The organism is Streptomyces sp. NPDC059740 (genome assembly GCF_042733155.1).
Lineage (GTDB): Bacteria > Actinomycetota > Actinomycetes > Streptomycetales > Streptomycetaceae > Streptomyces.
On record NZ_JBHWGP010000005.1, the window covers coordinates 215,203 to 235,390 of the forward strand.

17 protein-coding genes are annotated in these 20,188 nt (G+C 73.5%); 12 read left to right on the forward strand and 5 right to left on the reverse strand.

The genetic code is table 11. The features are described 5' to 3' along the window. Positions 1–15: 15 nt before the first annotated feature. From ACFV3R_RS09275 to ACFV3R_RS09305, 7 genes are all read left to right on the forward strand, one after another. Positions 16–1,212: a Cmx/CmrA family chloramphenicol efflux MFS transporter gene (locus ACFV3R_RS09275; RefSeq protein WP_385578062.1), complete on the forward strand. Its 1,197-nt coding sequence runs from the start codon at positions 16–18 to the stop codon at positions 1,210–1,212. A gap of 339 nt (positions 1,213–1,551) precedes the next feature. Continuing rightward, positions 1,552–2,373, forward strand: coding sequence for an endo alpha-1,4 polygalactosaminidase (locus tag ACFV3R_RS09280; protein WP_385578065.1), 822 nt, complete (start codon positions 1,552–1,554; stop codon positions 2,371–2,373). 167 nt (positions 2,374–2,540) lie between these two features. Next, positions 2,541–3,872 carry an ABC transporter substrate-binding protein gene (locus tag ACFV3R_RS09285; protein WP_385578068.1) on the forward strand — a complete coding sequence of 444 codons (1,332 nt, stop codon included), beginning with the start codon at positions 2,541–2,543 and terminating at the stop codon, positions 3,870–3,872. Positions 3,873–3,882: 10 nt separating this feature from the next. Continuing rightward, the gene (locus ACFV3R_RS09290; protein ID WP_385578070.1) at positions 3,883–4,833 is read left to right on the forward strand and encodes a carbohydrate ABC transporter permease; all 951 of its coding nucleotides are present in this window, start codon (positions 3,883–3,885) and stop codon (positions 4,831–4,833) included. Continuing rightward, on the forward strand, positions 4,830–5,723 hold the full coding sequence (locus ACFV3R_RS09295) for a carbohydrate ABC transporter permease (RefSeq protein WP_385578072.1): 894 nt from the start codon (positions 4,830–4,832) through the stop codon (positions 5,721–5,723). The genes ACFV3R_RS09290 and ACFV3R_RS09295 overlap by 4 nt, the downstream gene beginning before the upstream one ends. Positions 5,724–5,758: 35 nt before the next feature. After that, entirely contained in the window at positions 5,759–6,715 is a 957-nt protein-coding gene (locus ACFV3R_RS09300; protein WP_385578075.1) for a carbohydrate kinase family protein, read from the forward strand. Next, a complete protein-coding gene (locus ACFV3R_RS09305) occupies positions 6,712–8,022 on the forward strand; it encodes an alpha-glucosidase/alpha-galactosidase (RefSeq protein ID WP_385578078.1) in 1,311 nt (436 codons plus the stop codon). Before ACFV3R_RS09300 ends, ACFV3R_RS09305 begins: the two co-directional genes overlap by 4 nt. A gap of 130 nt (positions 8,023–8,152) precedes the next feature. Here ACFV3R_RS09305 and ACFV3R_RS09310 read toward each other — a convergent pair whose 3' ends face one another. From ACFV3R_RS09310 to ACFV3R_RS09330, 5 genes are all read right to left on the reverse strand, one after another. After that, positions 8,153–9,283 carry a PP2C family protein-serine/threonine phosphatase gene (locus tag ACFV3R_RS09310; RefSeq protein WP_385578081.1) on the reverse strand — a complete coding sequence of 377 codons (1,131 nt, stop codon included), beginning with the start codon at positions 9,281–9,283 and terminating at the stop codon, positions 8,153–8,155. A 144-nt stretch (positions 9,284–9,427) separates the two neighbouring features. Further along, positions 9,428–10,258, reverse strand: a complete 831-nt coding sequence (locus tag ACFV3R_RS09315; RefSeq protein WP_385578083.1) for a restriction endonuclease — start codon at positions 10,256–10,258, stop codon at positions 9,428–9,430. A gap of 163 nt (positions 10,259–10,421) precedes the next feature. Beyond that, positions 10,422–11,912: an FAD-dependent monooxygenase gene (locus ACFV3R_RS09320; RefSeq protein ID WP_385578086.1), complete on the reverse strand. Its 1,491-nt coding sequence runs from the start codon at positions 11,910–11,912 to the stop codon at positions 10,422–10,424. Continuing rightward, positions 11,912–12,613: a VC0807 family protein gene (locus ACFV3R_RS09325; RefSeq protein WP_385578089.1), complete on the reverse strand. Its 702-nt coding sequence runs from the start codon at positions 12,611–12,613 to the stop codon at positions 11,912–11,914. The genes ACFV3R_RS09320 and ACFV3R_RS09325 overlap by 1 nt, the downstream gene beginning before the upstream one ends. A 26-nt stretch (positions 12,614–12,639) precedes the next feature. Next, a complete protein-coding gene (locus ACFV3R_RS09330; RefSeq protein ID WP_385578092.1) occupies positions 12,640–13,275 on the reverse strand; it encodes a TetR/AcrR family transcriptional regulator in 636 nt (211 codons plus the stop codon). Between the two features lie 252 nt (positions 13,276–13,527). Here ACFV3R_RS09330 and ACFV3R_RS09335 point away from each other — a divergent pair, with 252 nt between their 5' ends. From ACFV3R_RS09335 to ACFV3R_RS09355, 5 genes are all read left to right on the forward strand, one after another. Then, entirely contained in the window at positions 13,528–14,928 is a 1,401-nt protein-coding gene (locus tag ACFV3R_RS09335; protein WP_385578095.1) for a tannase/feruloyl esterase family alpha/beta hydrolase, read from the forward strand. Positions 14,929–15,193: 265 nt separating this feature from the next. Beyond that, a complete protein-coding gene (locus ACFV3R_RS09340; RefSeq protein ID WP_385578098.1) occupies positions 15,194–15,439 on the forward strand; it encodes a DUF5133 domain-containing protein in 246 nt (81 codons plus the stop codon). Between the two features lie 1,132 nt (positions 15,440–16,571). Next, entirely contained in the window at positions 16,572–17,927 is a 1,356-nt protein-coding gene (locus ACFV3R_RS09345) for a family 43 glycosylhydrolase (RefSeq protein WP_385578101.1), read from the forward strand. A 468-nt stretch (positions 17,928–18,395) separates the two neighbouring features. After that, positions 18,396–19,628: a cytochrome P450 gene (locus ACFV3R_RS09350; RefSeq protein WP_385578104.1), complete on the forward strand. Its 1,233-nt coding sequence runs from the start codon at positions 18,396–18,398 to the stop codon at positions 19,626–19,628. A gap of 328 nt (positions 19,629–19,956) precedes the next feature. Continuing rightward, complete coding sequence (locus ACFV3R_RS09355; protein ID WP_385578284.1) at positions 19,957–20,037, forward strand: putative leader peptide; 81 nt, start codon at positions 19,957–19,959, stop codon at positions 20,035–20,037. Positions 20,038–20,188: the final 151 nt, after the last annotated feature.

Genomic DNA, 20,188 nt, shown 5'->3' on the forward strand with positions numbered 1-20,188 from the left:
CCTCGGAGCCACTCGATGCCTCTTCCCCTGTACCTGCTCGCCCTGGCCGTCTTCGCCATGGGCACTTCGGAGTTCATGCTCGCCGGCCTGCTGCCGGACATCGCCGCCGACCTCGGCGTCGGGGTCGGCACGGCCGCCGCGCTCACCTCGGCCTTCGCGCTCGGGATGGTCGCCGGTGCCCCGCTCACGGCCGGGTTGCTGCGCGACCGGCCGGGGCGGAGCAGCCTCCTCGGATGCGTCCTCGTCTTCTCGGCGGCCCATGTCGTGGGGGCACTCATTGGGAGCTTCCCGGTCCTGGTCGCGACCCGGGTGGTCTCGGCGCTCGCGAACGCGGGTTTCCTGGCGGTGGCCCTGGAGACCGCCGTCACGTTGGTCCCGCCGCACCGCAAGGGGCGGGCGCTGGCCGTGCTGCTGTCCGGGACGACGGTGGCCACGATCGCCGGGGTGCCGGGCGGGGCGGCCCTGGGTGCGCTCCTGGGGTGGCGGGCCGCGTTCTGGGCGGTCGCCGCGCTCTGTCTGCCGGCCGCCCTCGGCATTGGGCGGGGCGTCCCCGCCCGCCCCGCGCCGGCGCCCACTGGCGGGAAGGCGTCCCTGCGCCTGGAGTTCGCGCAGCTCGGCAGGGCGCGGTTGGTCCTCGTGATGCTGCTCGGTGCGTTGGTGAACGCAGCCACCTTCGCGGGTTTCACCTTTCTCGCGCCCGTGGTGACCGGCACCGCCGGCCTGGGCAAGGGGTGGGTCTGCGTCGTTCTGGTGCTCTTCGGCACGGGTTCCCTCGCCGGTGTCACCCTCGCCGGGCACCTGTCCGACCGGCACCCCGGCCTCGTCCTCGCCACCGGTGGTCCGCTGCTGCTCGTGGGCTGGCCGGCCCTGGCGATGCTCGCCGCGGAGCCGGTCGCCCTGTTCGGCCTGGTGTTCCTCCTGGGCGCGCTGTCCTTCGCGGTGGGCTCCACGTTGATCGCACGGATCCTCTACGAGGCCGCCGGTGCCCCCACCATGGCCGGCTCCTACGCGACCGCCGCGCTCAATGCCGGCGCCGCACTCGGACCGCTGGTCGGTGGGCGTGCCCTCGGCACCGGTTCGGGTGACCTGGGGCCCCTGTGGGTGAGCGGCTTGCTGGTGCTGGCGGCGCTGCTCCTGGCCTGCGCCGGCCGAGGTGTCCTCGTCGTGCGCACCACCGCTGCGGAGGGCGAAGGGCGCATGAGGGGACGGTAGGGAACCCCGGCCCTGCCGCGTGCCGTCCGGCAGGGGCGGGCCCCCTCCCGGACGGACCGGGCACGGCGGTCCGCCGCCACCGGCTGCTCCGGACGCCCGGAGCAGCCGGACCCGGCGAAGTTGCGCGAAGAGGTGAAAACCCGGGTCCTATCGAGCAGTTGCGCGCTCTTGACATGACAGAAAGTGCTCGATTTACTCCAGAGGACGTCGCCGGACACCGCGCGACGCAGAGGTACGCCTAGCCGGTGGATGGCGTTGCGCCACGAGTCCGGACTGAGTCGCCAGGACCACTTCCCGGGTCCGAGGCGGGGACGTGCCCCCCTCACATGGAGCTCGTTGATGAGCCTTGATTCTGTTCGTCACCGCAGGTCCCTGGGGTTTGCCGCGATCGGCACCGCGGCCCTCGTGGCCTCGCTGGCAACCCCGCTCGTCGCCTCGGCCGCACCGAGCGCGGTGACGCTCCCGCCCGCACACGCAGGGTTCGACTACCAGATCGGCGGCGCGTACACCCCGCCCGCCGGGGTCGACGTCGTCAGCCGCGACCACTCCGACTCGCCGGCCGCCGGCAAGTACAACATCTGCTACGTCAACGCCTTCCAGGCCCAGCCGGACGCCGAGGGCGACTGGGACTCCGACCTGCTGCTGCGGGACGCGAACGGTGACGTGGTCTACGACGAGGGCTGGGGCGAGGCGCTGCTCGACGTGCGTACCGCCGCCAAGCAGAAGCGGGTGGCCGCGAAGATCGACACGCTGATCGACGAGTGCGCCTCCAAGGGCTTCAACGCCGTGGAGCCCGACAACTACGACAGCTACACCCGCTCGGACAAGCTGCTCAACAAGTCCGAGGCCCAGGCCTACATCAAGCTGCTCTCCGCGCACGCCCACGACAAGGGGCTGGCCATCGCGCAGAAGAACACCTCGCAGCTGGCCGGCAACCGGGTGGCCAACGGCCTCGACTTCGCGATCGCCGAGGAGTGCGGCCGGTACGACGAGTGCGGTCAGTACACCGCCGCCTTCGACGACCACGTCATCGTGATCGAGTACAACGCCTCCGGACTGTCGAAGGCCTGCTCCCAGTGGGGCGACAAGTTGAGCATCGTCCGCCGGGACGTGGACGTCTCCCCCGCCGGCAGCAGCGGATACGTCCGGCAGACCTGCTGAGCCGGTGCCGGTCCCGGGCGCCGGGGCGTGCCCGGGACCGGCCGACGCGACGGCTGCCCACCGCGAGGCGCCCGGAAAGGCAGCAGGCTGCCGGGGCACGGCGATCCCGCCGTGCCGCGGGACCGCCGTGCCGCGGATCGCGACGCCCGCTCTTCCTGGAGGTTCAGATGGCTGCAGTCTCCCGCGTGGCCGCCCGGCCCTCACGGCGGGGGCTCCTGCGCGGCGGCGGCGCCCTGGCGCTCTCCGCGGCGGGCGGCCCGGTCCTGGCGGGTTGCGGGGCCGGCGCCGCCGACGGGGTCGACGCGGACGGCCGGGTGGTGCTGGAGATGTGGCACGGCCAGGCCGACACGGCGGCCGCGGTCGTCAAGCGGCTGGTCGCCGACTTCGAGCGCGCCCATCCGCACATCCGGGTCGACCTGGGCGGCGGAGTCCTCTCCGACGCGATGCTCCAGAAGGTGACGGCAGCCCTCGCCGCGGGCGCCTACCCCGACATCGCGTACATCTTCGGGTCCGACCTGGCGAGCGTGGCCCGCAGCCCGCAGGTCGTCGACCTGACGGACCAGGTCAGCAGCGGGCCGACGCCGTGGAAGAACTACTGGGCACCGGCCCGCGAGGCGGTCACCCTCAACGGCCGGGTCAGGGCCGCCCCCGCCGTCGTGGACTCGCTCGCGGTGGTGTGCAACGTCCGGCTCTTCCGGGATGCCGGGGTGCCGCTGCCCCGGGCCGGCTGGACCTGGGAGGAGTTCGTGGCGACCGCGCGCAGACTCACCCAGCCCGCGCGCGGCAGGTTCGGCACCGGATGGCCGGGCGTCGGCGACGAGGACACCGTGTGGCGGCTGTGGCCGATGATCTGGGACCTCGGCGGTGAGGTGATCGCCGAGGACGGCAGGCACATCGGCTTCGCGGACACCGGCGTGCGGGCGCTGGAGGTGGTGCAGGCGCTCGCCCGGGACCGCAGCGTCTACATCGACCCCAAGACGGGCAGCGAGCAGCTGTACCAGGTGTTCCAGTCCGGCCGGATGGCCATGGTGGCGACCGGCCCCTGGCAGCTGCCCGACATCCGGCAGGCCGGGGTGGAGTACCAGGTGGTGCCGCTGCCCAGCTTCAGCGGGCGGCCGGTGACGATCTCCGGGCCGGACACCTGGACGGTCTTCGACAACGGCGGCGCCCGGGTGGCGGCGGCCCGCACCTTCGTCAGCTGGCTGACGCAACCCGCGCAGGACGCCCGGTGGGACGTCGAGGCCGGGAGCCTGCCGCTGAGCCGGCGCAGCCAGGCCCTGCCGGGGTGGCAGCACCACGCAGCGGACACCGAGGGGCTGCCGGTCTTCACCCGGGCCCTGGAGACGGCCCGGGTGCGGCCGGTGCACCCGGCCTATCCGCAGATCTCGCAGGCACTCGGGCAGGCGATCGTCGCCGTGCTGCTCGGGCGCAAGTCCCCGACCGAGGCGCTGCGTGCCTGCGCGGCGGAAGCGAACGCCGCCCTGATCATTCCGCGTTGAGGAGCCCCGTATGCCGCGCCTTCCCTCGCCGCTCACCCTGACCGACACCGACCGGGACCGGCGTGCGCTGCGCCGTCGGCGCCGTGGCGAGTCGGCCACGGCCTGGGCTTTCGTCTCTCCCGCCGTACTGATCATCATCGGGCTGAGCGTCGTCCCGGTGCTGTGGTCGCTGCTGCTGTCCTTCCAGGCCGACGACCTGGTGACGCCGAGCCGCTGGGTGGGGCTGGACAACTACCGGGCCCTGGCGCAGGACCCGCACTTCGGCCAGGCCGTGCGCAACACGCTGCTCTACACCGTGCTGTACGTGCCGCTCAGCATCGCTCTCGGCCTGGCGCTGGCGCTCGCGCTGAACCGGCGCATCAGGTTCGTCGGCCTCTACCGGACCCTTTTCTTCGTCCCGTTCGTCGTCTCGGCCACCGCCCAGGGCATCCTGTTCTCCTTCATCTTCGACCCGCAGTTCGGCGCCGCCAACGCGGTCCTGCACCACCTGGGCGTCTCCCCGCAGGGCTTCCTCACCGATCCCTCGCAGGCCCTGCTCGTCCTGATCGGCATCACGCTGTGGAGCGGCACGGGGTTCTGCGTCGTGGTCTTCCTCGCCGCGCTGCAGGACGTCCCGCTGGAACTCCTGGAGGCCGGCCGGCTGGACGGTGCGGGCCGGGGCACCCTGCTGCGGCACGTCACCCTCCCCACACTCACACCGGTCACCGTGTTCCTGCTGCTGTGGCAGACGATCGAGTCGCTCCAGGTCTTCGACCTGGTGTACGTGACCACCAAGGGCGGGCCGCTGGGCTCGACCACCGTGATCGTCTACTTCATCTGGGAGCAGGCGTTCAAGAACTTCACCGCCGGTTACGGGGCGGCAGCCGCCTACGTCCTCGCCCTGGCGCTTCTCGTGGTCGCCGTCGTCCTGCGCGTCGTGCGCGGCCGGGAGCGCCACCGGACCCAGGGAGCCACCTCATGACCGCCGTGTCGGCACCACCGAAGACGGCCCGCCGCCCCGAGGCGGAGCCCGCCCGCCGCGCCGTAGGGCGCCGCCGGTGGCTGCCGTTCAGCAAGTGGCACCTGCTGCTCGCCCCACTGGGCCTGCTCTTCGCCCTGCCGCTGGTGTGGCTGCTGCTCAGCTCCGTGATGAGCGACGCGGAGATCAACCGGTTCCCGCCGGCGTTGTGGCCCTCCGGAATCGACCTGGGCGGGTACCGCTACGTGCTGGGCAATGCCATGTTCCCGCGCTGGCTGCTGAACTCCGTGATCGTCTCGGCGGTGGCGGTCGTCACCAACCTGGTGTTCGGTGCGCTCGGCGGTTACGCCTTCGCCCGGATGCGGTTCGCCGGGTCCAGGGTGCTGCTCGTCCTGATGCTGGCCACGATGGCGATCCCGTTCCAGCTGACGATGATCCCCACCTTCCTGGTGATGAAGCGCCTCGGCCTCATCGACACCCTGGGCGCGCTGATCGTGCCCTCGCTGGTCACGCCGTTCGCGGTGTTCCTGCTGCGGCAGTTCTTCCTCTCGCTGCCCCGGGAGTTGGAGGAGGCCGCCTGGATCGACGGGTGCTCCCGGCTGCGGGTGCTCTTGCGCATCGTGCTGCCGCTGTCCCGGCCGGCGCTCAGCACCGTGGCCGTGCTGACGTTCCTGTCCACCTGGAACGACCTGACCTGGCCGCTGATCGCCATCAACCACGACACCCAGTACACCCTCCAGTTGGGGCTGACCACCTTCCAGGGACAGCACCACACACGGTGGTCGGCCGTGATGGCGGGCAACGTGGTCACCGTCCTCCCGGTCCTCCTCGCCTTCCTCGGGGCGCAGAAGGCGTTCATCCGCTCCGTCACCTCCAGCGGCCTCAAAGGCTGACCCCGAACACCCCGCAACGACCCTGGGAAACCGTGATGCCGCACACCTTCGACCTCCTCGTCATCGGGGACGCCAACCCCGACGTGATCCTCGGCCCGCTCACCTCTCCGCTCGCCTTCGGGCAGCGGGAGCAACTGGTGGGCTCCGGCGCCCTCACCCTCGGCGGCTCGGCCGCGATCATGGCCTGCGGTGCGGCGCGGCTCGGCCTGAGCGTGGCCTTCGCCGGACGCGTCGGCGACGACGACGCCGGCCGTTACCTGCGCGACACCCTGGCCGGGCGGGGTGTCAACATCGACGCCCTGCGAGTGGACCCGTCCCTGCCCACCCCGCTGACGACGGTGGTGACCCGCGGGGAGGACCGGGCCGTCCTCACCTCACCCGGCACGCTGGCGGCCACGACCGGGGACGACGTCCCCGCCCACCTCCTGAGGACCAGCAGGCACGTGCACGCCGCGTCCCCCTTCCTGATGCCGCAGCTCGCCAGGGCCCTGCCCGAGCTGCTGCGCGTCGCCCGCAGTCACGGGGCGGTGACCTCCCTGGACACCAACGACGACCCCTCGGGCCGGTGGGAGCCGGTCGCCCTGGCCCCGCTGCTCGCCGCGGTGGACATCCTGCTCCCGAACGCCTACGAGGCCGGTCGCCTCGCCGGCCCGGGCGTCCGCACGCCACGGGCGGCAGCCGAACTCCTCGCCGCCGGCGGTACGGTCGTCGCCGTCAAGAACGGTGCGGCCGGCGCGCTCTGCCACGACGGCCGCACCCTGGTGACGGCGCGGAGCCCCGCCGTCGTCCCCGTGGACACCGTCGGCGCCGGGGACAGCTTCGACGCCGGGTTCGTCGCCGCGTCGCTGGCCGGCCTGCCCCTGACGGACGTCCTCCCCTTCGCCGCCGCCTGCGGCGCGCTGTCCACCCGCGCACCCGGCGGCACCCCGGCCCAGCCCACGTGGGACGAAGCCCTCGCCCACGTCACCCGCAACGGAGAGCACCAGCCATGACCCCTCCCAAGATCGCCTTCATCGGTGCCGGCAGCGTCGTCTTCACCCAGGGCCTGCTCGCGGACCTGTTCGCCTTCACCGAGTTGAAGGACGCGCACATCGCCCTCCACGACATCGACCCCGAACGGCTGTCCACCGCGCAGGCCGCCGCGCGGCACATCGCCGGCGAACTCGGCGCGAGCGCGCGGATCACCGCCCACGCCGACCGGCGGGAGTCGCTGGTCGACGCCGACTTCGTCATCAACATCGTCCAGGTCGGCATGGGCGAGGCCACCCGCACCGACTTCGACGTCCCGGCCCGCTACGGCCTGCGGCAGACCATCGGGGACACCCTGGGCATCGGGGGCGTCTTCCGTGCCCTGCGGACCTTCCCGCACCTGCGCGCCCTCGGTGCGGACATCGCCGAACTCTGCCCGGACGCCTGGTTGTTGAACTACACCAACCCGATGGCGATGAACGTGCAGTACCTCGCTGAGGCGACCGGCCTGAGCCGGGTGGTGGGCCTGTGCCACTCGGTGTACTGGACCGTTCGCGACCTCTCCGACCTGCTGGGCGTCCCCTACCAGGAGGTCACCTACCGGGCGGCCGGTGTCAACCACCAGGCGTGGCTGCTGGAGCTGCGGCACGGCGGCGCCGACCTGTACCCGCGGCTGGACGCAGCTGTCGCCGGGGACGAGCAGTTGCGGCGCCGGGTCCGCGTCGACATGTACCGGCGGCTGGGCTACTACCCGACCGAGACCAGCGAGCACTCCTCGGAGTACGTCCCCTGGTACCTGCACCACGACAGCGAGATCGAGCGCCTGCGCCTCCCGGTCGGCGCCTACCTCGGCATCGTCGAGGAGAACGTGGCCGCGTACGAGAGGACCCGGGCTTCGCTGGCCGCCGGGGAGCCGCTGCCCGTCGAGGGCACCATGGAGTACGCCCCCCAGATCATTCACAGCATCGTCACCGGGGTACCCCGCACCGTGTACGGCAACGTGCCCAACCACGGCCTGATCGACAACCTCCCCCGCGCCGGGGTGGTGGAGGTGCCCTGCCTGGTCGACGCCTCGGGCGTGCAGCCCACCCGGATCGGCTCGCTGCCCCCGCAACTGGCCGCCCTCAACCGCACCTACCTGAGCATGAACGACCTGGTGGTGCGCGCCGCGGTGGAGGACGAGCCGCGGCACATCCGGCATGCGGCCATGACCGACCCGGCCACCGCCGCCGCCCTGCCGGTCGAACGGATCTGGCAGCTCTGCGACGACATGGTGCGTGCCCACGCCGACCGGCTCCAGCCGTCCCTGCGCGCCACCCTCGGCAGCTGACCTCCCCGCAGCGCCCGAGCCCGGGGCCGGCACGTGCACCGGGACGGGTCCGGGGGCCGGCCGGGAACGGCTCCGGCGCGCTCATCCGAAGGGGTGCGCCTCCCGTGCCCCCGGCCCGGTACCCCGCAGGTCACCTCCCCGGGGGCACGGCGCGGTGGACGGCGAACAGCGCGGCGTCGTCCTCCAGCCTCCCCCCGGTGAAGGCCGCCAGGTCCCGCAGCACCCAGTCGACGAGGGTGTCGGGCGAAGGCGCGCCGGACTGCCGTGTGCGCCAGGCGCCGAGCCGGTCCGCAAGCGGGTAGAAGTCCCCCGCGGGCTCCCGCGCCTCGATGACACCGTCGGTGTAGAGCAGCAGCGTGTCACCCTCTGCGAACAGGTGTTCCTGCGGGCTTCCCGCCTCCGGTTGCAGCACGCCGAGGCCGAGTGGCGGGGAGGGGCGTGCCGCCTGGAGCGAGGTGACCGTTCCCGAGCGCAGCAGCAGCGGCGGCGGGTGCCCGCAGGAGAGGAGAGTGAGGCGTCGGCCCTCGTCGGACACGTCGATGAGCAGCGCGGTGGCGAAGTTCTCCGCTGCTTCCGGCATCCCTTGCGCCCCCTCTCCCGGCTCCGCGGCGGCCTTCATGACGGCGTTCCGCCGCAGCGCACCGTCGAGATGGGCGGCGAGGCCGAGGAGGTCGAGCCCGGCGTGCGCGGCGGAGCGGAACGCTCCCAGCATCAGCGCCGAGTCGTCCAGGGCCTCCATCCCCTTGCCCCGGACGTCCCCGATGAGCAGACGGGTGGTGCGACCGAATCGCACGGCGCCGTAGAAGTCGCCGCCCACACGTGACTCGTCCACGGCCGCCCGGTAGGCCGAGGCCAGCCGGAGGGGGCCCAGTCCGGGCGGCGGCGGGCGCAGCAGCACCTGCTGGACCGCGTCGGAGACCGAGCGCACCTGGGAGAGCTCGGCGTTGCGCCGCTCGCGCAGCCGGCAGTACAGCACGAGTACGGCGGAGACGGCGACCAGGGCCGCGATCTGCGCCAGGTGGTTGGAGGTGCCGACGCCGTCCCGCAGAGCCGCGAGAAGGACCTGCGCGCCCACTGCCAGGGCCCCGACCACCGCAGTGAGCCGCGGCCCGGCGAAGGAGGAGGTCACTGCGGGCGCCGCCACCAGGAGGGGGCCCAGGTGGACGGTGTCGGGCGCGAGCAGGTCGACCAGCACGATGCACACGACCAGGAGGACGGGGAGGAGGACGAGGCGCCCCGCAAACGGCAGACGGTTCCCCATCAGCGGAGGCTGGTCCCGGTTGTGCATGCTCCCATCGGTACACCTCTAGCGCCCGCGGTGCATCCGTGGCTCCACCTGGTGGGCGCAGCGGTGGGGCGCGGCCCCGCCGCCGCTGCCTCCGGGGGGCGGTGCGGGAGCCGGCGCTCAGGGCAGTGGCCCGTCCGGTGGGGCGGCCGGCCGCTCCCAGGGCGCCGGCAGCCCGCCCCGTATCCACACGGTGAGCTCACTGCGGTCCACGCAGCGGATCCCGGACTCGGCGGCGTAGTCGAGTGCCGGTTCGGTGAACTCACTGGTCGTCACCAGGAACGCCGCGTCCGCGCCGTGAATGGTCCAGCAGGTGCCGCCGAACCGCTGGAGGTCCTGGGAGCCGACCTTGTGCGGCGGGGCGTAGCGCTTGCACTGGAGGACCAGGCGGCGTCCGTCGGGTGCGGTGGCCAGCACGTCCGCGCCGAGGTCGCCGGCGCCGCCGACCACCTGCACGTCACGGCAGCCGTCCCGGGTGCACAGCTCGGCCACCGTCTCCTCGAACCCGTCCGCGTCCAGCGCCAGGAGGTGGTCGGCGCTGAGGAGGCGGGCCGGACCGCCCTCGTCCGCCGGGGCCGTGGTCGTGGGGGCGGGCGGGGGGCAGCCGGCCGGGGCGGGAGGGGCCGCGGCGGCCTCGGCGTCCGCCCGGGCCATGCCCGCCCGGGCGGCCCGCCACAGGGCCCGGGGCCTGGGCATGGCCCGGACGAGGGCCCAGCCCAGCGCCAGCGCGAGGAGGCCCGCGAGGGCGCCCGGTGCGGGGTGCCGGGCCGCCCACTCCGCTGTGCGCCGCAGGGCCAGGTAGAGCCCGCAGAGCAGGCAGGTGAGGAGGCCGAGCGCGACGAGGGCGGGCCGCAGGGTGCCACCGCGCGGCCCGGCCGGCGGGACGGGTGTCACCACAGGGGCCGGCCCGATGGGCTCGGTGGGGTCGATCGGTCCTGTCGGAGCGGACATGGCTCCTCCCCTCACTGCCGTCCGGGTCCTGGTGATCCACTTCTGCCCCGGCCGGCGGCATTCATGATCATCGTGGCCGGACCGGGAACCACCTCCCGGGGACGTGCCGGGGCAACGGCGGCTTGCGGAAGGGCGGACCCGCGTCAGGCGGGCGGCCGGTGCGTCACCGCTGCCGTCGGGTACCGGGGCCGCGCGGAGCGCCGAACCAGCGGGAGAGGGCGGCCCGCAGGCCCTCGGCGTCCTCGTCCCGGCCGGCCCAGCTGACGTGCCCGTCCGGGCGGACCAGCAGCGCCTCACCCGCCTCGGCCGCTGCCCCGCCCTCGCGACGGTCCACCCGGTCCGTCCAGCCCTCGACCGCGGTGGCGACCGCTGAGGTGCCGGCGGCCAGCAGAGCTCCACGGCCGGACGGCAGCCGCAGGCCGGGCAGCCGTGCTCCCAGCAGCGGGTGGTCCGGGGCGCCGGGCATCGGGTAGCGGATGTCCGTCCCGGCGATCATGGCGGCGACCTGCCGGTTGGCCTCCGGGGCGGTGAGCAGCTCGGCGAGCAGCTCGCGCACCGCCACCGCATCCGGGTCGGGAAGCGTCAGCGCCACCTGGGCCCGGGTGTTGGCCAGCACGCGGGCGCCGACCGGATGGCGCTCGGCGTGATAGGTGGCCAACAACCCCTCCGGCGCCCGTCCGCCGGCCACTGCGGCGAGTTTCCAGCCCAGGTTGAAGGCGTCCTGCATACCGAGGTTGAGCCCCTGCCCGCCGGCGGGCGCGTGGACGTGGGCGGCGTCGCCGGCCAGCAGCACCCGCCCCTCGGCATAGCGTTCGGCCTGCCGGCTGGTGTCGGTGAAGCGGGACGCCCAGCGCACGGCGCGCAGTTCACGCGGCGGGCCCGGGAGCCGGGCCAGTGCCGCGCGCACCTCGTCCCCGGAGACCGGGACGTCCCGGGCGACGCCCTGCTGCTCGGGCCCGCCCAGAATCAGCCGGTGCACGCCGTCGCCGAGCGGGAGCAGGAAGGCCAGGCCCGCCGGGTCGGGGGTGAGGTCCGGCAGCCGCCAGGACTCGGCGGGCACCTCGGCCCCGGCAGCCGGGTCGGCGAGTTCGACGTCGGCGACGGCCATGCCGATCCGCCCGTCCCGCCCCGGGAAGGGCACCCCCAGGACGCGCCGCACGGTGCTGTGACCGCCGTCCGCGCCCACCAGGTAGCCGGCCCGGACGGTGCGCTCGGCACCGTCCGGGCCGAGGAGGGTCGCGGTGACGCCGTCCCGGTCCTGCCGGAACGAGGTGACCTCCCGGCCGCGCAGCACCGGGACGCCGAACCCGGCCAGCCGGTCCTCCAGGAACTCCTCGACGCGGGCCTGCGGTATGCCCACCTGGTGGGGGAACGCGGTGTCCAGGGCCCCGTAGTGGAGGGGCAGTCCGGCGAAGTGGCCGGCGGGAAGGAGGGCCAGGGACCGGCCCGCCACCGGCTCCAGCCAGCCGCGGCAGTCCAGTACCTCGGCGGTGCGCGGTTGCAGGTTGAGGGCCTTGGACTGGCCCGTGCGGTGGGGCAGCCGCTCGACGACGGCCGTCCCCACCCCGGCCAGGCCCAGTTCGTTGGCGAGCAGCAGGCCGGTCGGGCCCGCCCCCGCGATCAGTACCTCGACCTCGGCGGCCACGGCTGCCACTACAGCTTCAGGCCGTGACGGGTGATGTAGGTGTTGTGGAAGGCGAACAGGCCTCCGAGCACCACCAGCCAGAGCACGGCACTGGTCAGCGGGAAGGCGTCCACCGGGATCGTGTACGCCAGTACCACCCGCAGGACCGCGTCCAGCAGGAAGCCCGCCCCCCACACCGCCGTGATGAACCGCAGGTGGTGCCGGAACGCCGGATCGGCGTCCCACTGCGCCTCCCAGGCGACCAGCCCGGCCTCGCCGACCTTCGCGATGACGACGCCCCGCGAGGCGGTCATCATGAACGGACGCCGGGTGAGCAGTGTGCCCAGCACCCAGAGCCCGATCGCCGCGGTCATCCAGCTGTCCCGGACCATCAGCACCCGGGGGCTTCCGCTGACCAGGGACAGCAGGGTGGCGGCCACCACCAGGCTCAGCGTGAAGAGGGCCATCGCCTCCACACGTCGCCGGCGCACGATGCCGTAGCCGATCCACGGCAGCAGCAGCACACCGCCGGCGACCATCGAGAGCCACTGGCCGGCGCCGAGTGCGCGGAGCCCGTAGTAGGACCCGAGGGGCAGGACGAGTTCGAAGAAGAGCTGCGCGAGGAGCCGTCGGCGCAGCGCCTTGGTGCGCCGGAGCCGGTCGGCCGCGGCGACCTCGCCGGAGTCGGTGGTGCCGCCGGGGTCGGTCCCCGGTGCCTGGTGAGTCGACATGCTGCGTTCCCCCGTGTCTGTTGTGGTCATGTCGTGCTTCTGGTGGCGCGGTCGAAGAGGTCCGCCAGCTCCCGGCCGGCGGCGCGGACGTCGAGGCCGGGGTCGTGGGAGGCGCGGCGCACCACGTCGTCGATGGCGGCCCTGATCGCCCGCATCATCACCCACGGGTCGAAGTCGCCGAACTCGCCCGCACGTTGGGCCTTGCGCAGTTGCTCCACCTGGGTGGCGAGGTTCGCCTCCGTCACGTCGAGGAAGGCGACCATGCCGGGGTCACCGCCGCGGAGGTTGCCGAGGACCTCGACGATCGCCGCGAGGTGCTTCGGGTAATCGGCGAACAGGTCCAGGTTGCCCTCGATGGAGGCACGCAGGCGGGCCGCGTAGCTCTGGTGGGCCTCGATGCGGGGACGGACGTACCCGTCAGCGATCCGCAGCACCTCGGTGACGACCTCGCGCATCAGGTCGCCGCGTCCGTCGAAGTGGTAGGAGATCATCCCGGTGCTGCTCAGCCCCGCGTGCTCCGCGATCTTCGCGAAGGAGGCCCGGTGGTACCCGACCTCGGCGATGACCTCGATCGCCGAGGCGACGATCTGGGCGCGACGCCCCTTCTCCGTGAAGGAGGCACTCCGCCCCCTTTGCTTGGCCGAGCTGGATTTTGCTTGCATGAGCAAGAAGGTAGCGGTGTTTGCTCAACCGAGCAAGAGCCGGGAGAAGCCACCTCCCGCACGTGCCCACCCCTGCACACCGCCGGTGGGCGGCAGACGGCAGACGGCGCGTCAGTCCGGGAACGCCGGGTCTCGTGCGCCGGATGGCCCCTCCCCACACGAGCGGCCGGCCTTCCATGTGTTCCCGTCCCATGGGCGCTGCGCGGGCGCGCGGCGACGATGGGCCCTCCGTCCCGACCCTGGAGGCCCTCAGTGCGCAAGCCGAGAACCGGTCCGTTGCTGCTCGGCATCACCGTGGCGCTGGTCGTCGCCGTGCCCCGGACACCCGCGGCGGCGGTCCCCGACGGAGGCTGCGGAGGCCGGGAGAGCGTGCGCGTCCCGGGGGCACGGTTCCAACAGGAGGCGTGCCTGGCCGACCTGACGACGGCCGGGACGGCCGGCACCGGGTACACCGACACCGCCGACCAGGCCGGGCTGACCGCAACGGGCACCCGGAACCCGACCGGCGTTCCCGGTAGCCAGATCGACGGGTACTTCCCCGACGACTCCCGCACGAACACCACCCACGGCTGGGACCACGACGCCCAGTTCGTCATCCGGCTGCCCGACCACTGGAACGGCGGCCTGGTGGTGGCCGCCTCCCCCGGGAACCGCAAGCAGTACTCCCTGGACGCCGCCGTCTCCGACCGTGTCCTCGCCGACGGATACGCCTACGCGGCAACCGACAAGGGCAACACCGGGCCCGACTTCTACCGGGACGGACACCGGCCGGGCGACGCCGTCGCGGAGTGGAACACGCGCACCACCCAGCTCACCCGCGCCGCCAGAGCCGTGGTGGCGCGCCGCTACGGCCGGGCTCCGCGCCGCACCTACATGACGGGTGTCTCCAACTCGGGCTACCTGACGCGCTGGCAGCTGGAGAACCATCCGGAGCTGTACGACGGGGGCGTCGACTGGGAGGGCACCCTGTGGACGGCGAACGGTCCCAACCTGCTCACCTCGCTGCCGACCGCCGTGGCCTACGGCGAGGGGCGGGCCGACGCAACGGACCTCTACGCAGTGGGATTCGCCCGGGGTTCGGAGTTCCTGTGGCCCTATCACGAGAAGGCGTACTGGGGACTCACGCAGAAGGCCTACCGCGCCGAGTTCGACCCGGCCTACGACCCCAAGTGCCCCGGCCGCACGGCGGGTACGACGACCGAGGAGATCCTGGCACCCTGCCCCTCGGACGCCGCGTACGACTACCCCTCCCGCCCGGCCGCCGTCCACCGGGCCGTCTCCCGCGTGGCACTGACCGGCCGGATCGGCAGGCCGCTCCTCACTTTGCAGGGCGACCTCGACGCGCTGTTGCCGATCGCGACCGACGCCGACGTGTACGCCCGCATGGTCGACGCGCAGGGGCGCGGCCGGCTGCACCGCACGTACACCGTCCAGGACGGCACCCACACCGACGGCCTCTACGACAGCCACCCGGACCGACTCCGTCCGATCCTGCCCTGCTACCGGGACGCGTTCACCACTCTCACGCGGTGGGTGGAAGAGGGCTCCTGGCCGCCCGCCGACCACGTCGTCGCCCGCCCCGCCCACGGTGACCTCGTCAACTCCTGCTCCCTCCGGACCTCGCCGGGCCCGAGCGCCCCGCCCTCGGCCTGAACGGCTCCCCCGGGCCGCCCCCGAGGAGCCAACGGCCGGGGGCACGGACAGCACCGCGTGACCGGGCACACACGGTCCGCCGTTTTCGCCAGGCATGAACGACGACGAACTGGGCAGGTCAGCAGGAAAGGCGCGACTCGGCGTCACGGCACGCCGTGGTCGAGCGAGCGGCGCAGGTGCGGCAGCCCGCCCTGCCGGGTTCGCGGCGCCTTGACAACCTGGCAGGGCCCGGCCGATGCGTCGCGCCCCGAAGAGAGGATCTGGTGTGCTGCTGCCCGCAGAGAAGAGACTGAGGACCGCCCTGGCACGGTTCGCCGAGGTCCGCTTCGCCCACGACCTCCACCCGACGGAGCAGACGGCCCACGCTCTCGCGGAAGCCTCCCACGACCTGTGCGTCATGACCGGCACACCCACCGTCGACCGCGCCCTCGCCGTCGCCGACGACCTGCTGCGGACGTACTGCGCCGACCGGCAGGAGAGCACCCGGCCCGGCGAGCCGCTCGCCGCGTAGACACTCCCCGGCCGCGCGGTGGACGGGACCTGTGTCCTGCCGGGCCCCCTGGCTTGTGACACCGCGCCCCACCGCCCACCGGCGCCTGCCACGCAGGCCGTCCGCCGACGACGCCGGACGCCGCTCCTGCCTGTTCCGTCACCTCCGGGGCCCTCACCCGCCCGCCCGCGGCCCGTCCTCGCCGTCCCTCGCAAGGGGCCCGTGAGCCACATGACGGCCGCCGCCGGCCGAGGGAGGACGAGCGGTCGGCCGACGGGTGCCCGGGCGGGATCGGGAGCGCGTGACGGCACGGGCGGCGGCACGGGGCGTAGCCGGCGCAGGGGGTGGCCGCTGCCGGCGGCGGTGGACTCACTGGGCACCGGCAGGTGTCTCCCGCTGTCGATGCCGGACTTCCTCCGGGTCACCGGGCTGGGCCTGTCGGCGATCGGCGTGCTCGTCAGTGTCGCCACCACACCGACCCTGCCGGGTGCCGACGGCCGTCGGCCGGCTGGTCGACCGGGTCGGGCCCCGGCTGGTGGTCACCGGCGGCCAAGGTCCTCGGCAGCGCGGTGGGGTTCCTTGCCGCCGCGCCGGTGGTCGCCCTGGCGGTACCGACCACCTCGCACGCCCCGCCGCCGGACGAGGGGCCGTCCGGCCGTCGGGCGTCACTCCGGGACCGGGCCCCACCCGGCATCGATCGTCATCTGCACGGCCTTCGCCCTGTGCAGCCGGCTCCTCGCCTTGCCGCCGCCCGTCTGCGTGAAGCCGTCGCGGGCAGCGCCCGGTGAACAGGTCGCGAACCGACGACTCCCGGTGAGGGTCCCTGACCCCGCCTCAGGGCAGCCTCCCCACCGCATACTCCGGATTATTTTTTCCGCGGTGTTGACGAAAATCAGCGGGCCTTCGCATGCTGTACGGCATGCCCACCCGGGACGCGGCTCCGGAACGTGCGGCCAGGGCACGGGGAGCTCCTTGATCCCGCCCCGGGCCCGCACCCGGGGCCGGCGTCCACCGACCTGCCCGGGCGGTCGCCGCCGTCGCGCCCACCGGGCCGCCGGCACGACGCGCGTGCGCCGCAGCTTCCCCGCTCCACCACCGCCGGTCCTGGCGCGCAGGGCGCCGGTGTCCTGGTCGACGACGAAGGACGTGAGCAGTGAACCCTTTTGAGCACAGCGCGGAGAACCGCTCGCCACTGGGCCGGCGGTCCTTGCTGGCGGGTGTCGCCGGCTCCCTGGGGGTGGCGGCGGCTCTCCCCGCCACCACCGCGCAGGCCGCGCAGGCGGCGACCGCCCGGCGCGGAAGGTACCCCTCGAACCACCCCGGCCTGGAACCCTACGGCCTTGCGGACGTCCGGGCGGACCTGTGGCCGCGTGCGGACAACTCCTTCGTACTGCCCCTGGAGTTGCGACCGCGTGACCGGGCACGCGGCCGGGTCTGGATGCGGGACACCTACGTCAACTGCTTCGAGGTCGAAGGCCGTCCGCTGTACGTGGCCACCGGGACGACCCGGGTGCCGGAGCTGGAAGCGGCGGCCCCGTGGAACGACGGCATCTTCGTGTGGGTGGCCCGGTCGCTGCGGGGCCCGTGGAAACTGGCCGACACCACCGGCATCCGGCCCGGCGCCGAGCGGGGCAAGGTGTGGTCCCCCGAGTTCGCCGGCGAGAACAGGCCCGGGCGCACCGTCGTCGCCCCCTGGCAGGAGTACTGGCACGACGAGGAGTTCGGCAAGCGCGGCCAGGTCTGGGCTCCGGAAGTGCACTACTTCCGCGGCACCTGGTACATCGTCGCGTGCATGGGCGACCACTCCCGGAAGGTCGGCTCGTTCATGCTGGTCAGCGAGGGCGGGGTGGAGGGCCCGTACCGACTCGTCCGGGGCAGCCTCGACAAACCCTTCGGCGACCCGGTCGCCGGGGGCCCGGACTTCGTCGAGCCCGGTGCCTACCACCACATCGACGGCGGCCTCTACAGCGAGGGGGACGACGCCTGGCTGGTGCTGCACAACGACCTGTACGCGAAGTTCCGGGACGACATGGAGGACCTCACCACCACCACGAACCTGCCGAGGTTCCGGCAGACGCCCTACTCGCCCGAGCCGTACCTCGAAGGCGCCTACGTGTTCCGGTACGGCGGCAGGTACTACCTGGTCCAGGCCGCCTGGGACCGCACGTCGATCGCGTCGGACGGCAGCCCGCGGAACGCCTACGACCCGCCGGGCGAGGGCCGGGTGCAATACCAGTACGACGCGGTCTGCGCCGTCTCGGACTCCTTCGAGGGGCCGTACTCCGAGCGGTGGACCGCGGGGGTCGGTGCCGGCCACAACAACTTCTTCGTGGACCACCTCGGCCGGCTGTGGGCCACGTTCTTCCGCAACCCGAACTTCGGCTACTGGTCCGCCCCGTCGCGTCTCGCGGACTCCGCGGTGCCCGGGGTCGTGCGGCTGGAGTGGACCGGGCCGGAAGGCAACCGCCTCTACGTGCAGCGCCGGGGCCGGGGGGCGCGCACGGAGTGAAGAGGACCTCACACACCTGCTCCGGGAGCGGTTCGGCGTCCCGGTAGCGCTCGACGACAACACCCGGCTGGCCGCTCCCGCCGAGGCGGTGCGCTGGGCGGCATCGCCCTCGTCCTGCGGGAGCCTCCTGCTCTCCCGTCACCACCTCCCCGGACCGACGCCCGCCCCACCCGCCGGGTTGACCAGCACGCCCCCAGGACGCCTTGCTCCCCGCCCGTGGACCGGACATGATCTCCGTGACCCGTCGAACAACGATGCCGGTCCCGAACCCAAGTCCCCGTCACCGCCGACAGGGCCCACCGGCACGGTGTACCGCCCCGCGCGGGCCGTGCAGCCACCCGATCCGCCAGACAGCCCCGGAGAGGCACACCGAAGTCCCGACCAGGAACTGCGCCGGCTCCCCGGCCTGTTCCTCCCGGACGCGGTTCCGCGCGTCACCTCTCCCCCGCCCCCGTCGAAGGAGCCCCCGTGCCCGAGCAGCCCGTACTCGTCCTGGACCCCACCGGCTCCGACCACCACGCCGAGCACGAGGCCCTGCGCGCCCGCGGGCCCGCCACCCTGGTGGACATCCTCGGCGTGACCGCCTGGTCCGTCACCGAGCCCAACCTCCTCAAACAGCTCCTCACCAGCCCGCAGGTCTCCAAGGACGGCAGCGCCCACTGGCCCGCGTACGCCCAGACGGTCACCACCTGGCCGCTCGCCCTGTGGATCGCGGCGAGCAGCATGTTCACCGCCTACGGGGGTGACCACCGCAGGCTGCGCCGCCTGGTCACGCCCGCGTTCAGCGCCCGGCGCATCGAGGCCATGCGCCCCGCCGTCGAAGCGGTCGTCACCGGCATCCTCGACGGCCTCGACGCCCGGCCCGCCGGGGAGAGCGTCGACCTGCGCGAACAGCTCGCCTACCCCCTGCCGATCACGGTCATCGGTCAGCTCATGGGTGTGCCGGAAAGCCGGCGTGAGGGCTTCCGTGCCCAGGTCGACGGCATCTTCGACACGACCCTCACAGCCGAGCAGGCCGCCGCGAACACCACCGCCGTCTACCAGGACCTCGACGAGCTGATCGCCGCCAAGCGCGCCGAGCCGGGGGAGGATCTGACCTCCGCGCTCATCGCCGCCCGCGACGAGGAAGGCGACGGCAGCGGACTCAGCGACGAGGAGCTCCGCGACACGCTGCTGCTGATGATCAGCGCCGGGTACGAGACGACCGTCAACGTGATCGACCAGGCCATCGCCGCCCTGCTGACCGACCCCGAGCAGCTCGCCCACCTCCGTGCCGGCCGTGCCGACTGGAGTGACGTGGTGGAGGAGACGCTGCGGCACGAGCCCGCGGTCAAACACCTGCCGCTGCGCTACGCCCTTGAGGACATCCCCCTGCCCGACGGGCAGACCATCGCCAAGGGCGAGGCGATTCTCGCCTCCTACGCCGCGGCCAACCGCCACCCCGACTGGCACGGCCCGACCACCGACCGCTTCGACCTGACCCGGCCGACCAAGGAGCACCTCGCCTTCGGTCACGGCGTGCACTTCTGCCTCGGCGCCGCACTGGCCCGCCTGGAGGTCGCCACCGCCCTGCGCCTGCTCTTCGAGCGGTTCCCCGAGATGGAACTCGCCGTGCCCGCCGAGGAGTTGGCGCCGTTCGCCTCGCTGATCAGCAACGGACACCAGGCCCTGCCCGTGCACCTGCGACCGGTCGCCCGCTGACTCCACCGGACGGTACGGAGCACGAGGGAGGGGGCCGCTCCTCACCGGCCGCGCCGGGGCCGGTGAGGAGCGGTGGGACCGGGCGGGCATGAGGGCGCCCAGGGCGCCCGGCCCCGCGGACGCGTACGTGCCGGACGCCCGCACGTGCGGCCCGGTCCGCCCCGCTTCGCCCGCGGCCGGGTGCCGCAGCCGTTCCCGAACGGCCGCCGGGCGACCGCTCCTTGTCATCCCGTCGCGATGCCGTCCGAGGCAGCAGCCGTCTCAGGTGCTGAAACAGTGACCGCGCAGAACTTGAGCCGAGGGCGTCGGCTCCCGCACAATGCCATGCATGACCGCTGCCGCCGACTTCCTCGTGGGGCGCCTGCACGTCGACCTGTGTCGCCAGTCCAGCGCGACCTGTCGCCACTGACGCCTGCCGGCCCCTCGGCGCCGTAGGGCCCTGAGCCCCGGCCGCCGCGCCGTCGCACCCCACGCCGCAGCCTTCTTCCCCCCCCCGTGTCCCCGCGTGCCCCGACGCGTACCTGAACGCGCCTGTCGGGCCGCTGCGCCGTGCCCGTACG